This window comes from Rhodococcus sp. 21391, assembly GCF_016772255.1.
Taxonomy (GTDB): domain Bacteria; phylum Actinomycetota; class Actinomycetes; order Mycobacteriales; family Mycobacteriaceae; genus Rhodococcus_F; species Rhodococcus_F opacus.
In genome coordinates this window covers 4,074,953-4,091,553 of sequence record NZ_CP063781.1, presented here as the reverse complement: position 1 = coordinate 4,091,553, position 16,601 = coordinate 4,074,953, and the positions used below count along the sequence as shown (strand labels likewise).

The 16,601-nt window shown below is 64.5% G+C and carries 1 pseudogene; it reads left to right on the top strand.

What is annotated here, in order from left to right:
* Positions 1 to 112 precede the first annotated feature (112 nt).
* A pseudogene (locus GO592_RS19105) lies at positions 113 to 16,588 on the top strand (amino acid adenylation domain-containing protein); the annotation flags it as partial.
* Positions 16,589 to 16,601: the final 13 nt, after the last annotated feature.

Here is a 16,601-nt window from a genome sequence, read left to right as displayed (position 1 = left end):
CGGCGGCGATGCGAGTTCGCTGTTCGGCACCGCGGGCACCGCGCCACGTGACCGATCGCGGAGTCGTTCCTCTGCTCGCCCGAGCAGGGGGCGGCGTTCGCGTGCAGTGCTCCTTCCTCAGCTTCTGACCGCTGCAGTCGAGGCGAAGGCGAAGGATGCCGCCGTCTCCTTTCGGGGCGCGACTCTGTCGTACAGGGAATTGGACAGCAGGTCGTCGCAGCTCGCGAGGTTTCTGATCGACCGCGGCGTGGGCCCCGGTTCGTTCGTGGCACTCGGAGTCACGCGCTCTGTCGAATCGATTGTCGGCATGTGGGCGATTGTGAAGGCCGGGGCCGCGTTCGTCCCGCTCGACCCGACCTATCCGAGTGATCGGATCGAGTACATGATCAGTGACTCCGGCGTGATGTCGGGTATCACAACGGTCGCGCATCGTCCGACTCTGCCTAGCTCGGTCGACTGGGTGGTGATCGACGATGCCGACCAGATCGCTCACGTATCCTCGCTGCCGGATCGGCCGGTGTCCTATGCCGAACGTGTCCGACCTCTCAATGAGCTGCACCCGGCCTATGTCATCTATACGTCGGGTTCGACGGGCCGTCCGAAGGGCGTCGTCGTCAGCCACACCGGCCTAGCTGGGCTCATCGCAGCCGAGCGGGAGCACTTCCTCGTCACGGCGGAGTCGCGGATGCTGCACATCTGCTCGCCAAGCTTCGACGTTTCGGTGTTGGAACTACTTCTTGCGTTCAACGCGGGTGCGACCTTGGTGATCGCGCCGCCGACCGTGTTCGGTGGTCGTGATTTGTCTGACTTGCTCGCCGCCGAGCGGGTAAGTCACATGCTGATCACGCCGGCCGCGCTCGGGTCGGCCGATCCTGAGGGTCTCGACGAACTCGACGTAGTTGTCGTCGCCGGTGACGCGTTTGGTCCAGAGTTGGTCGCGAAGTGGGCAACCGCCGGCCGCTCGTTCTTCAATGGGTACGGGCCGACAGAGGCCACGATCTTGGCCACGACGAGTACGCCGCTCATTCCGGGTGAACAGATTTCCATCGGAACGCCAGTCTCGGGAGTGGGCGCGTTCGTCCTCGACAGTCGACTTCGTCCTGTTCCTGCTGGTGTCACGGGTGAGCTGTATCTGTCTGGCGTGCAGCTCGCGCAGGGCTACCACCGTCGGCCCGCGCTGACCTCCGAACGATTCGTCGCAAGCCCGTTCGGTGAGCCGGGTGAACGCCTGTACCGCACGGGCGACGTCGTCCGCCGACGCGAGGACGGGCCAATCGAGTACCTCGGGCGATCCGACTTCCAAGTTAAGATACGTGGATTCCGCATCGAGTTGGGCGAGATCGACGCCGCGCTCGCTGCGCATCCCGCCGTAGACTTCTCGGCCACGGTGGGTCGCGAACTTGCTGCCGGTTCGACCTCTCTGGTGTCATACGTGCTGCCTGCTGCCGACGCCGAAATCGACACGTCCGAACTTCTCGAGTTCGTCGCGCGTTCGCTGCCAACCCACATGATCCCCACCGTCGTTGTTGTCATCGACGAGGTTCCGCTGACCCCTGTGGGCAAACTCGACCGGGCGGCGCTGCCTGCACCCGTCTTCGAAGTAACCGAGTTCCGCGCCCCGACCACACCAGTCGAGGAGATCGTCGCGGAGGTGTTCGCGGACGTGCTCGGGCTCGAGCGCGTCGGGCTCGACGACGACTTCTTCGCCCTCGGTGGAAACTCGCTGATAGCAACACAAGTCGCGGCTCGCCTAGGAACTGCCCTTGATGCGCAAATTCCGCTACCGACCTTGTTCGAGTCCTCGACCGTGGTTGCGCTTGCCGCAGCGGTGGAATCGCACGCGGGCGCTGGTGGGCGGAAAGTGTTGGTAGCGTATCATCGTCCGGAGCGGGTGCCGCTGTCGTTGGCCCAACAGCGCATGTGGTTCTTGAACCGATTCGAACCCGATTCCGCGGTCGACAATATCCCCGTCGCTGTTCGGCTTTCGGGGCTCCTCGACGTTGATGCATTGCGCGCGGCGGTCGCTGACGTGATCGGCCGCCACGAGTCGTTGCGCACGGTGTACCCGGAGATCGACGGGATCGGCTATCAAGTTAGCGTCCCCCTCACCGCCGCGCTACCGGATCTCACACCAGTCGAGGTGGCCGAAAGTGAGATCACGAACAACATCGTGACGACGGTCGCGAAAGGTTTCGACGTTACTTCGCAAGTTCCGTTGCGAGTAAGACTCTTTGAGCTCTCTCCGACCGATCATGTCCTCGTTGTCGTGGTTCACCATATCGCGGCCGACGGCTTCTCGATGCGACCGCTGACCCGGGACATCATGGCAGCGTATGTGGCTCGGACGCTTGGCAGTGGCCCGAGTTGGCCTGAGCTGCCGGTCCAATACGCGGACTACTCCTTGTGGCAGCGGGAAGTTCTTGGTGCGGAGGGTGATCCGGATTCGTTGATCGCCCGGCAACTCGATTACTGGTCGAACGCGCTCGACGGACTTCCGGACCAACTCGATCTGCCCACCGATCGTCGGCGTCCGAACGTGCCGTCTTATGTTGGCGGTAGCGCGCCGTTCCAGATTGACGCGACCACACATGGTCATCTCGTGGAGTTGGCGCGGTCCCAAAGTTCGTCGTTGTTCATGGTTGTTCATGCTGCGTTCGTGGTGTTGCTGTCTCGTTTGAGTGGAACTTCCGACATTGCTGTGGGTACTCCTGTGGCGGGGCGTGGTGAGGAAGCTCTCGATGATGTGATTGGGATGTTTGTCAACACGTTGGTGTTGCGGTCTCAGGTCGATGGCTCCAGTACGTTCGGTGAGCTCGTTGGGCAGGTGCGTGGTACCGACTTGGCGGCGTTCGAGCATGCGGATGTTCCGTTCGAGCGTCTGGTGGAGGTGTTGTCTCCGGAGCGGTCCACTGCGCGGCATCCTTTGTTCCAGGTTGCGTTGGCGTTTGAGAATTTCGGTTCGACGACGTTCGAGTTGCCAGGTTTGACTGTTTCCGGCGTCGAAGCTGATGTGCAGGTGGCCAAGTTCGATTTGTCGTTGAATGTGCAGGAGCATTTCGACGAGTCGGGTGCGCCGGCTGGTATGTCGGCGCAGTTCGTGTTTGCCACAGATTTGTTCGACGAGTCGAGGGTGCGGTCGTTTGCCGACCGTTTTCTGCGGATTCTCGAGGTGGTCGCGACCGATCCCTCCGTGTTGGTGGGTGACGTCGCGGTGCTGTCGTGTGAGGAGTCTGAAACCCTCACGTCGGTGCGTGGGGGTGGTGTCTCTGAAATTCGGACGTTGCCGGAGATTTTGACGTCCTCTGTGGGTGTGGATCCGGATGCGGTGGCGATCCGGTTCGAGGGCCGGTCGGTGTCGTATCGGGAGTTGGACGAGCGGTCGTCGCGTGTTGCACGGTTGTTGATCGCTCGTGGTGCGGGTCCGGAAACTGTGGTGGCGTTGGCTTTTCCGCGTTCGCTGGAGATGGTGTGTGCGGTGTGGGCGGTCGCGAAGACTGGTGCTGCGTATGTTCCGGTTGATCCGAGCTATCCGGTTGATCGAATCGAGTACCTGGTGGGTGATTCGGGTGCGCTGCTGGGGATGACGGCGGGTCCGTATCGTGAGGGTTTGGCCGAGGGTGTGTCGTGGCTGGTGGTCGATGACGCGGAGTTCGAGGAGGACTGTGCGCGGTTCTCGTCGGCTCCTGTGACCGATGCCGATCGTGTGGCGCGAGTGCTGCCGGGGCAGCGGGCGTACGTGATTTACACGTCGGGGTCGACGGGTCTGCCGAAGGGTGTGAGTGTGACTCATGCGAGTTTGGCGGGGGTGCTCGAGACGGCTACTGCTCTTTACGGTGTGACGTCGTCGACGCGTTTTCTTCATGTCTGTTCGCCGAGTTTCGACCCGTCGGTGCTCGAGTGGATGGCGGCGTTCTCGGTGGGTGGCACGTTGGTGATCGTTCCGCCGGCGATTGCCGGTGGGGCCGACCTCGCGGAACTGCTGCGGTCCGAGCGTGTGACGCACACGATCATTACTCCGGCCGTGTTGGGCACTGTCGATCCTTCGGGACTGGAGGATCTCGAGGTGGTGTCGGTCGGCGGGGATGTCACGACGGCGGATTTGCTCGCGAAGTGGGCTCCGGGTCGGAAGTATTTCAACGGTTACGGTCCGACGGAGACGACGATCATTTCATCGTTCGCCGAACTTGTGGTGGGGGAACCGATTACGATCGGCCGCCCGGTTTGTGGGGTCTCGGCGTTGGTGCTCGATTCGCGGTTGCATCCGGTTGTCCCGGGTGCGGTGGGTGAGCTCTATCTAGCGGGCGGCGCACTTGCGCGGGGGTATCACGGGCGTTCGGGGTTGACGTCGAGCCGGTTTGTGGCTGATCCGTTCGGTGGGTCGGGTGCGGTGATGTATCGGACCGGGGATGTGGTGCGGTGGAACGCCGAGGGTCAGCTCGAGTACGTGGGGCGGTCCGACTTCCAGGTCAAGGTCCGCGGATTCCGCATCGAGCTCGGTGAGGTCGATGCGGCACTGACTGCGCACCCGACCGTCGATGTCGCGGCGACAGTGGCCCGGAAGATGGATTCGGGTGCAACGGTATTGGTGTCGTATGTGGTGGCGTCTCCCGAGGCTGTCGTCGATACGGACGAGTTGACGGAGTTTGTCCGTCGGTCCTTGCCTGTGCACATGGTGCCGGATGTGGTGATGGTGCTCGAGGCGTTGCCGTTGACGGTGAATGGGAAGTTGGATCGGAAGGCGTTGCCGGCGCCGGAGTTTGTGTCGGGTGTGGAGTTCCGGGCGCCCTCGTCGCCGGTCGAGGAGATCGTGGCGTCGGTGTTTGCGGATGTGTTGGGGGTGGAGCGGGTCGGGTTGGACGATTCGTTCTTCGCTTTGGGTGGCGACAGTATTGTGTCGATTCAGTTGGTGTCGCGGGCGAAGTCGCGGGGTGTGGTGTTTTCGCCGCGGGATGTGTTCGAGCGCAAGACTGTTGCGGGTTTGGCTGAGGTCGCTGTGGTGTCGGGGGACGCCGAGGCGGTGGTGCTCGCGGAGTTGCCCGGTGGTGGTGTGGGGTGGATGCCGTTGCTGCCGATCGGGCGGTTCATGGTCGAGCGTGGTGGTGGGTTCGATCGGTTCACGCAGACGATGGCGTTGGAGTTGCCGGTCGGGATCGATCGTTCGGGTGTGGTGGCAACGATCGGTGCGGTTGTCGATCATCATGATGTGTTGCGGTCCCGGTTGGTGCGGGATGAGTCGGGGGTGTGGGGGCTCGAGGTCGGTGCGCCGGGTTCGGTGGATGTCGATGCGTTGGTGCATCGGGTGCCGGTTGCGGCGGGGGTGTCCGGTGCGGCGTTGAGTGAGTTGGTGTCGGCTGAGTTCGATGCGGCGTTGGGTCGGTTGGCTCCGGCGGCGGGGGTGATGAGCCAGTTCGTGTGGTTCGATTTCGAGGTTGCGGTGGGTGAGGTGCCGCGGCCGGGGAAGTTGCTGGTCGTGGCGCATCATCTGGTTGTTGATGGGGTGTCGTGGCGGATTCTGGTGCCGGACTTCGTGTCGGCGTGGGCTCAGCGTGTGGCCGGTCAGGAACCGGTGTTGTCGGCGGTGGGGACGTCGGCGCGGCGGTGGGCGCATGCGTTGGCCGAGGAGTCCCGTTCGGAGTCGCGGGTGGCGGAACTGCCGTTGTGGCAAGGGATTGTGGAGGGTGAGGACCCGGTTCTGGGGTCTCGCCCGTTCGATCCTGCGGTGGACGTGGAGTCCACGGTGGAGAAGATTTCGGTGACGGTGCCGGCGGAGGTGACGGCGTCGTTGTTGACGTCGGTGCCGAAGTTGTTCCGGGGCGGTGTCAATGACGGGTTGCTGGCTGGTTTGGTGTTGGCGGTGGCTCGGTTCCGTCGTGACCGGGGTGTGGTCGCGTCGTCGACGTTGATTCAGCTCGAGGGGCATGGGCGTGAAGAGGCCGTTGTGCCGGGTGCGGATTTGTCGCGGACGGTGGGGTGGTTCACCAGCTCGTTCCCGGTGCGGCTGGGCGTCGACGGGATCGATCTCGACGAGGCGTTCGCCGGTGGGGCTGCGGCGGGGTCGGTGATCAAGGCCGTCAAGGAGCGGTTGTTGGCGGTGCCGGACAAGGGTGTCGGATTCGGGTTGTTGCGGTATCTGAACGAGGACACCGCTGCTCGGTTGGCGCATTTGCCGACTGGGCAGATCAGTTTCAATTATCTGGGTCGGGTGTCGGCCGGTGATATTCCGGACGGCCTCGGGGATCTGGGGTGGTTGCCGGGTGATCTGGGTGAGTACTCGGCGCCGGGTGATGCGGACATGCCGGCGAACAAGACCGTCGATATCAACGCCATTGTCACCGATGGTGTTGACGGTGACGCCCAGTTGGGTGCGTCGTTTGCGTTCCCGTCCGGGGCGATTTCGCGGTCGGATGTGCAGGCGTTGGCGGATCTGTGGGTGGAGGCGTTGACCGCGCTTTCGTCGCATGTGCGTGGTGCGGGTGCCGGTGGGTTGACGCCGTCGGATGTGTCGTTGGTGTCGGTGGGGCAGCGGGATATCGAGCGGTGGGAGGCGCGGTTCCCGGCTGTGGTGGATGTGTGGCCGTTGGCGCCGTTGCAGTCCGGTTTGTTGTTCCATGCGTTGTTGGCCGAGGCGTCGTTGGATGTGTACACGGTGCAGGTGCGGCTCGACCTCGGTGGTCGGGTGGACGGGGACCGGTTGCGGTCGGCGGCGCAGGCGGTGCTGGATCGGTATCCGAATTTGCGGACGGCGTTCGTCACCGATTCCGAGGGTGGTTCGGTGCAGGTGGTCCTCGACCGTGTGGAGGTGCCGTGGTCGGAGGTCGATCTGCGCGGGGTGCCGGAGTCGGAGCGGGACGCGGCGTTGGGCCGGGTGCTCGCGGAGGATGTGGCGCGGTCGTTCGATCTGGCGGCGCCGCCGTTGGTGCGGTTCACGTTGGTCACCGTTGCCGAGGGTCGGTACACGTTGGTGATGGCGAATCATCACATCGTGCTCGACGGGTGGTCGATGCCGTTGCTGATGAAGGATCTGCTGGTGCTGTATGCCACGCGTGGTGATGCGTCGGTGCTGCCGCGGGTGCGGTCGTATCGCAGCTTCCTGGCCTGGCTCGGGGAGCAGGATCCGCGGGTGTCGGCGCAGCGGTGGGCGGCAGCGCTCGAGGGTGTCGACGAGCCGACGTTGCTGGCGCCGGAGGTCCCGGGTCGGGTGATTTCGACGCGGTCGGGTGAGGTGCGTACCGAGGTGGGTGTCGAGACGACGGCGGCGTTGTCGGCGCTCGCTGTGAGGCTCGGTGTCACGTTGAACACGATCACCCAGGCTGCGTGGGGAGTTGTGTTGTCGCGCTTGACCGGTCGTGAGGATGTGGTCTTCGGTGCGACGGTGTCGGGTCGGCCGGCCGCTCTTGCGGGTGTGGAGTCGATGGTCGGGTTGTTCATCAACACGCTGCCGGTGCGGATCCGGTTGCGGCCGAACGAGTCGGTGCGTGAGTTGTTGGTTCGGGTGCAGGGTGAGCAGGCGGATCTGCTCGATCATCACTATCTGGGTTTGACGGAGATTCAGCGGGCGGCCGGGGCGGGGGCGTTGTTCGACACGTTGACCGCGTTCGAGTCGTATCCGGTCGACCAGGCGGGTCTGGTCGAGCAGGCGCAGGCGATCGACGAGATGACCGTCGACGGGGTGCAGGGTAGCGACAACACCCATTACCCGTTGACGTTGCAGATCGCGGCGGGGTCCTCGATCGGGTTCACGTGGAAGTACTTGCAGGATGCGTTCACGGCCGGTGAGGTCGAGGCGTTGGCGGGTCGTCTGGTGCGGGTGCTCGAGGCGGTCGCGGCCGATGACGGCACCCAGATAGACGATATCGAGGTTCTCGATTCTGCCGAGCGTGAGTTGGTGTTGGCGGGGTGGAACGAGTCGTCGTATCCGGTGGATGCGGGGGCGACGTTGGTGTCGTTGTTCGATGCGCAGGTGGCGCGGACTCCGGATGCTGTTGCGGTGGTGTTCGCTGGTGAGTCGTTGTCGTATGCGGAGTTCGATTCTCGGGTGAATCGTCTTGCCCGGTATTTGATTTCGGTGGGTGTGGGTCCGGAGTCGACGGTGGCGGTGGCGTTGCGTCGGTCGGTGGATCTGCTGGTGGCATTGGTGGCGGTGATCAAGGCCGGTGGCGGGTATGTGCCGGTGGATCCTGATTATCCGGTCGAGCGGATCGAGTTCATGTTGGCCGATGCTGCGCCGTCGGTGGTGCTGGCGTCGTCCGGGTTCACGGTGGCGGTTCCGTCGTCGGTGGCGGTGGTCGATCTCGGTGCGGTCGATGTCTCCGGGTTCGCTGATGCCCCGGTGTCGGATGCGGAGCGGGTTGCGCCGTTGCGTGCCGATAATCCTGCGTATGTGATTTACACGTCGGGGTCGACGGGTCGCCCGAAGGGCGTGGTGGTGCCGCACGAGAATGTGGTGCGGTTGCTCGCGAACGCGCAGCCCAAGTTCGGGTTCGACGGGTCGGATGTGTGGACGATGTTCCACAGTTATGCGTTCGATTTCTCGGTGTGGGAGTTGTGGGGTCCGCTGCTGCACGGTGGCGCGTTGGTCGTGGTCGATTACTTCACGTCGCGGTCGCCGGAGGCGTTCCGGGACTTGGTGGTGAGGGAGCGGGTGACGGTGCTCAATCAGACGCCGTCGGCGTTCTACCAGTTCGCGGAGGCGGACCGGGTGTCCGGTGGTGCCGGGTTGTCGTTGCGGTACGTGATTTTCGGTGGCGAGGCCCTGGATCTGGGACAGCTGTCGCGGTGGTATGACCGGCACGGTGAGGACTCTCCGCGGTTGGTGAACATGTACGGGATCACCGAGACGACGGTGCATGTGTCGTTCCTCGGGTTGGATGCGTCGATGGCGGTCCCGGGTGCGGCGAGTGCGATCGGTCGTGCGCTGTCCGGGCTGTCGGTGTACGTGCTCGACGGCCGGTTGCGGCCGGTGCCGGTGGGGGCGCCGGGGGAGATGTATGTCTCCGGCGGACAGCTGGCGCGGGGATATCTGGGCCGGTCGGGGTTGACGTCGAGCCGGTTTGTGGCTGATCCGTTCGGTGGGTCGGGTGCGGTGATGTATCGGACCGGGGATGTGGCGCGGTGGAACGCCGAGGGTCAGCTCGAGTACGCGGGCCGGTCGGATTCACAGGTGCAGTTGCGTGGATTCCGGATCGAACTCGGTGAGGTCGAGGCCGCATTGATTCGCTGTGCGGGTGTGGCGTCGGCGGTGGCGGTCGTGCGTAGTGACGGCACGACCGGGGACCGGTTGGTCGGATACGTGGTGGCCGAGTCCGGTTCGCTCGTGGACCCGGGTGTGGTGTCGCAGACGGTGGCGGGTTTCTTGACCTCGTACATGGTGCCGGATGTGGTGATGGTGCTCGAGGCGTTGCCGTTGACGGTGAATGGGAAGTTGGATCGGAAGGCGTTGCCGGCGCCGGAGTTTGTGTCGGGTGTGGAGTTCCGGGCGCCCTCGTCGCCGGTCGAGGAGATCGTGGCGTCGGTGTTTGCGGATGTGTTGGGGGTGGAGCGGGTCGGGTTGGACGATTCGTTCTTCGCTTTGGGTGGCGACAGTATTGTGTCGATTCAGTTGGTGTCGCGGGCGAAGTCGCGGGGTGTGGTGTTTTCGCCGCGGGATGTGTTCGAGCGCAAGACTGTTGCGGGTTTGGCTGAGGTCGCTGTGGTGTCGGGGGACGCCGAGGCGGTGGTGCTCGCGGAGTTGCCCGGTGGTGGTGTGGGGTGGATGCCGTTGCTGCCGATCGGGCGGTTCATGGTCGAGCGTGGTGGTGGGTTCGATCGGTTCACGCAGACGATGGCGTTGGAGTTGCCGGTCGGGATCGATCGTTCGGGTGTGGTGGCAACGATCGGTGCGGTTGTCGATCATCATGATGTGTTGCGGTCCCGGTTGGTGCGGGATGAGTCGGGGGTGTGGGGGCTCGAGGTCGGTGCGCCGGGTTCGGTGGATGTCGATGCGTTGGTGCATCGGGTGCCGGTTGCGGCGGGGGTGTCCGGTGCGGCGTTGAGTGAGTTGGTGTCGGCTGAGTTCGATGCGGCGTTGGGTCGGTTGGCTCCGGCGGCGGGGGTGATGAGCCAGTTCGTGTGGTTCGATTTCGAGGTTGCGGTGGGTGAGGTGCCGCGGCCGGGGAAGTTGCTGGTCGTGGCGCATCATCTGGTTGTTGATGGGGTGTCGTGGCGGATTCTGGTGCCGGACTTCGTGTCGGCGTGGGCTCAGCGTGTGGCCGGTCAGGAACCGGTGTTGTCGGCGGTGGGGACGTCGGCGCGGCGGTGGGCGCATGCGTTGGCCGAGGAGTCCCGTTCGGAGTCGCGGGTGGCGGAACTGCCGTTGTGGCAAGGGATTGTGGAGGGTGAGGACCCGGTTCTGGGGTCTCGCCCGTTCGATCCTGCGGTGGACGTGGAGTCCACGGTGGAGAAGATTTCGGTGACGGTGCCGGCGGAGGTGACGGCGTCGTTGTTGACGTCGGTGCCGAAGTTGTTCCGGGGCGGTGTCAATGACGGGTTGCTGGCTGGTTTGGTGTTGGCGGTGGCTCGGTTCCGTCGTGACCGGGGTGTGGTCGCGTCGTCGACGTTGATTCAGCTCGAGGGGCATGGGCGTGAAGAGGCCGTTGTGCCGGGTGCGGATTTGTCGCGGACGGTGGGGTGGTTCACCAGCTCGTTCCCGGTGCGGCTGGGCGTCGACGGGATCGATCTCGACGAGGCGTTCGCCGGTGGGGCTGCGGCGGGGTCGGTGATCAAGGCCGTCAAGGAGCGGTTGTTGGCGGTGCCGGACAAGGGTGTCGGATTCGGGTTGTTGCGGTATCTGAACGAGGACACCGCTGCTCGGTTGGCGCATTTGCCGACTGGGCAGATCAGTTTCAATTATCTGGGTCGGGTGTCGGCCGGTGATATTCCGGACGGCCTCGGGGATCTGGGGTGGTTGCCGGGTGATCTGGGTGAGTACTCGGCGCCGGGTGATGCGGACATGCCGGCGAACAAGACCGTCGATATCAACGCCATTGTCACCGATGGTGTTGACGGTGACGCCCAGTTGGGTGCGTCGTTTGCGTTCCCGTCCGGGGCGATTTCGCGGTCGGATGTGCAGGCGTTGGCGGATCTGTGGGTGGAGGCGTTGACCGCGCTTTCGTCGCATGTGCGTGGTGCGGGTGCCGGTGGGTTGACGCCGTCGGATGTGTCGTTGGTGTCGGTGGGGCAGCGGGATATCGAGCGGTGGGAGGCGCGGTTCCCGGCTGTGGTGGATGTGTGGCCGTTGGCGCCGTTGCAGTCCGGTTTGTTGTTCCATGCGTTGTTGGCCGAGGCGTCGTTGGATGTGTACACGGTGCAGGTGCGGCTCGACCTCGGTGGTCGGGTGGACGGGGACCGGTTGCGGTCGGCGGCGCAGGCGGTGCTGGATCGGTATCCGAATTTGCGGACGGCGTTCGTCACCGATTCCGAGGGTGGTTCGGTGCAGGTGGTCCTCGACCGTGTGGAGGTGCCGTGGTCGGAGGTCGATCTGCGCGGGGTGCCGGAGTCGGAGCGGGACGCGGCGTTGGGCCGGGTGCTCGCGGAGGATGTGGCGCGGTCGTTCGATCTGGCGGCGCCGCCGTTGGTGCGGTTCACGTTGGTCACCGTTGCCGAGGGTCGGTACACGTTGGTGATGGCGAATCATCACATCGTGCTCGACGGGTGGTCGATGCCGTTGCTGATGAAGGATCTGCTGGTGCTGTATGCCACGCGTGGTGATGCGTCGGTGCTGCCGCGGGTGCGGTCGTATCGCAGCTTCCTGGCCTGGCTCGGGGAGCAGGATCCGCGGGTGTCGGCGCAGCGGTGGGCGGCAGCGCTCGAGGGTGTCGACGAGCCGACGTTGCTGGCGCCGGAGGTCCCGGGTCGGGTGATTTCGACGCGGTCGGGTGAGGTGCGTACCGAGGTGGGTGTCGAGACGACGGCGGCGTTGTCGGCGCTCGCTGTGAGGCTCGGTGTCACGTTGAACACGATCACCCAGGCTGCGTGGGGAGTTGTGTTGTCGCGCTTGACCGGTCGTGAGGATGTGGTCTTCGGTGCGACGGTGTCGGGTCGGCCGGCCGCTCTTGCGGGTGTGGAGTCGATGGTCGGGTTGTTCATCAACACGCTGCCGGTGCGGATCCGGTTGCGGCCGAACGAGTCGGTGCGTGAGTTGTTGGTTCGGGTGCAGGGTGAGCAGGCGGATCTGCTCGATCATCACTATCTGGGTTTGACGGAGATTCAGCGGGCGGCCGGGGCGGGGGCGTTGTTCGACACGTTGACCGCGTTCGAGTCGTATCCGGTCGACCAGGCGGGTCTGGTCGAGCAGGCGCAGGCGATCGACGAGATGACCGTCGACGGGGTGCAGGGTAGCGACAACACCCATTACCCGTTGACGTTGCAGATCGCGGCGGGGTCCTCGATCGGGTTCACGTGGAAGTACTTGCAGGATGCGTTCACGGCCGGTGAGGTCGAGGCGTTGGCGGGTCGTCTGGTGCGGGTGCTCGAGGCGGTCGCGGCCGATGACGGCACCCAGATAGACGATATCGAGGTTCTCGATTCTGCCGAGCGTGAGTTGGTGTTGGCGGGGTGGAACGAGTCGTCGTATCCGGTGGATGCGGGGGCGACGTTGGTGTCGTTGTTCGATGCGCAGGTGGCGCGGACTCCGGATGCTGTTGCGGTGGTGTTCGCTGGTGAGTCGTTGTCGTATGCGGAGTTCGATTCTCGGGTGAATCGTCTTGCCCGGTATTTGATTTCGGTGGGTGTGGGTCCGGAGTCGACGGTGGCGGTGGCGTTGCGTCGGTCGGTGGATCTGCTGGTGGCATTGGTGGCGGTGATCAAGGCCGGTGGCGGGTATGTGCCGGTGGATCCTGATTATCCGGTCGAGCGGATCGAGTTCATGTTGGCCGATGCTGCGCCGTCGGTGGTGCTGGCGTCGTCCGGGTTCACGGTGGCGGTTCCGTCGTCGGTGGCGGTGGTCGATCTCGGTGCGGTCGATGTCTCCGGGTTCGCTGATGCCCCGGTGTCGGATGCGGAGCGGGTTGCGCCGTTGCGTGCCGATAATCCTGCGTATGTGATTTACACGTCGGGGTCGACGGGTCGCCCGAAGGGCGTGGTGGTGCCGCACGAGAATGTGGTGCGGTTGCTCGCGAACGCGCAGCCCAAGTTCGGGTTCGACGGGTCGGATGTGTGGACGATGTTCCACAGTTATGCGTTCGATTTCTCGGTGTGGGAGTTGTGGGGTCCGCTGCTGCACGGTGGCGCGTTGGTCGTGGTCGATTACTTCACGTCGCGGTCGCCGGAGGCGTTCCGGGACTTGGTGGTGAGGGAGCGGGTGACGGTGCTCAATCAGACGCCGTCGGCGTTCTACCAGTTCGCGGAGGCGGACCGGGTGTCCGGTGGTGCCGGGTTGTCGTTGCGGTACGTGATTTTCGGTGGCGAGGCCCTGGATCTGGGACAGCTGTCGCGGTGGTATGACCGGCACGGTGAGGACTCTCCGCGGTTGGTGAACATGTACGGGATCACCGAGACGACGGTGCATGTGTCGTTCCTCGGGTTGGATGCGTCGATGGCGGTCCCGGGTGCGGCGAGTGCGATCGGTCGTGCGCTGTCCGGGCTGTCGGTGTACGTGCTCGACGGCCGGTTGCGGCCGGTGCCGGTGGGGGCGCCGGGGGAGATGTATGTCTCCGGCGGACAGCTGGCGCGGGGATATCTGGGCCGGTCGGGGTTGACGTCGAGCCGGTTTGTGGCTGATCCGTTCGGTGGGTCGGGTGCGGTGATGTATCGGACCGGGGATGTAGCGCGGTGGAACGCCGAGGGTCAGCTCGAGTACGCGGGCCGGTCGGATTCACAGGTGCAGTTGCGTGGATTCCGGATCGAACTCGGTGAGGTCGAGGCCGCATTGATTCGCTGTGCGGGTGTGGCGTCGGCGGTGGCGGTCGTGCGTAGTGACGGCACGACCGGGGACCGGTTGGTCGGATACGTGGTGGCCGAGTCCGGTTCGCTCGTGGACCCGGGTGTGGTGTCGCAGACGGTGGCGGGTTTCTTGACCTCGTACATGGTGCCGGATGTGGTGATGGTGCTCGAGGCGTTGCCGTTGACGGTGAATGGGAAGTTGGATCGGAAGGCGTTGCCGGCGCCGGAGTTTGTGTCGGGTGTGGAGTTCCGGGCGCCCTCGTCGCCGGTCGAGGAGATCGTGGCGTCGGTGTTCGCGGATGTGTTGGGGGTGGAGCGGGTCGGGTTGGACGATTCGTTCTTCACGCTCGGCGGGAACTCGTTGATCGCGACACGGGTGATGGCTCGGCTCGGTGCAGCGTTGGATGCCCAGGTTCCGGTGCGGCTGTTGTTCGAGGCGCCGACAGTCGCGGGCTTGGCTGCTCGCGTCGAGGAGCACGCCGGTGCGGGGGCTCGGCCGCCGTTGGTGGCACAGCCGCGTCCGGCCCGGGTGCCGTTGTCGTTGGCACAGCAGCGGATGTGGTTCCTGAATCAGCTGGACACAAGTTCCAACACCTACAACGTCCCGTTGGCACTGCGGTTGTCAGGTGCGTTGGATGTGGCCGCGCTTCAGGGTGCGGTGGTCGACGTGATCGAACGGCACGAAGCACTTCGGACGTACTACCCGGAGGACACGGACGGGCCGATTCAGATCGTGGTAGGTGCAGACGAGGTGAAGCTTGATCTCGAACCAGTAGTGCTTGCGGGAGAGAACGATCTCCTCGAATATGCGGCGAGGTTCCTCAGCGCCGGATTCGACGTGACCGACCAGGCTCCGCTGCGTGCGCAGCTCATCAAGGTCGGAGACGGCGACTACATCTTCGCGTTGGTCGTGCACCACATCTCTGCCGACGGCGCGTCGATGGCACCGCTCGCCCGTGACATGATGACGGCATACGCCGCACGAACGAACGGTGTGGCACCGCAGTTCTCACCTCAGCCGGTTCAGTATGCGGACTTCGCTGTCTGGCAGCACAACGTGCTGGGTTCGGAACACGATGCCGACTCCATGGTCAAACGACAGCTGAAATTCTGGTCCGAGTCACTAGCCGGAATGGTGCACCAGATCGACCTGCCGACTGATCGTCCGCGGCCGGTAGTGCCATCGATGCGTGGCGGTGATGTCCAGTTCACCGTCGAGGCCGACACGCACGCGCGGCTTGCCGACATCGCGCGGGACCACAATGCAACGCTTTTCATGGTGGTACACGCGGCTACGGCGATCCTCTTGTCACGACTCAGTGGTGCCCGCGACTTCGCTATCGGTACCGCCGTCGCGGGGCGGGGCGAGCAAGCGCTCGACGATCTGGTCGGCATGTTCGTAAATACGCTCGCATTGCGGACGCAGGTTCAGCCCGATATGACGTTCTCTGATCTTCTCGACCGAACCAGGGACACCGATCTGCAGGCATTCGCCCACGCCGATGTCCCTTTCGAGCGGGTCGTGGAGGTCACAGGTGCGGTCCGCTCGGCGGACAACCCCCTCTTCCAGGTGGCGATCTCGATGGAGCCGCTCGGTGACGCCAAGTTCTCGCTTCCTGACCTCGACATCAGCGTGGTGAGGGCAGGCGAGACGTCATCGAAGTTCGACCTGCAGCTCAACGTGGATCGCCGTGTCGATGAGTCCGGTGAGGTCGCCGAGCTGCTCGGCGGATGGACGTATGCAAAAGACCTGTTCGACGAGACTACGGTCGAATCCTTCGCACGCCGTCTGGTGCGGGTTTTCGACGCGGTCAGCCTCGACCCGACGGTCACCGTCGGTGACATCGACATCCTCGACGATGCGGAGCGAGCGCAAGCATCGATGCCGGCCGAGGATAGTCGGTCGGCGGACGGCGACACTACGACGGCACAGGCAACGCTGCCGCAGTTGCTCAGTGCTGCCGTGGAAGAGGATCCGGAGGCACCCGCCCTCGTAGTCGACGGCGTCGAGCTCCAATATCGCGAACTCGACGAGCGTTCATCGCGGCTGGCACGGGAGTTGATCGACCGAGGTGCAGGACCGGGATCGATTGTTGCGGTATCGGTAGCGGAACCGGTTGAGTCGGTTGTCGCGCTCTGGGCGGTGGCCAAGTCCGGTGCAGGATTCGTACTTGTAGAGGGGAACGAAGCCACCGATCACCTCACCGATGTGGTTGCGAAGTCAGGTGCCACGATTGCACTGATCACCCGCGAAATCCGAGGCAGCGTGCCGCAGGGTCTCGTCCGGGTCGTCTTGGACGAGAACGAGGTCAGGGAGCGCGTTGCTGCACGGTCGGCTCGCTCTGTGACCTACGCCGACCGCCCCCGTCAGTTGACGGCAGAGGATCCGGCCTGTGTCGTCTATAAGGTGACGTCGGCCGGTGCGACCGAGTTCGCCGTCGTCAATCATCGCCGACTAGCGGCGTTGGTGGCTCGAAAGCGCGACGACTACGCCGTGACCTACGAATCGCGACTACTGCAGATCGGTCTCGACGGACCCTCGCCATCCGCGCTGGTGGCGCTACTCGCTGGCACGTCCGGAGCGGCGCTGGTCCATAGGTCGGCCGCGGACAACCCGGTCGCGGTGGTTGAGGCCGAGTGGATCACTCACCCATTCGTGACTGCGGACGTGGCTGAGCGCTTGA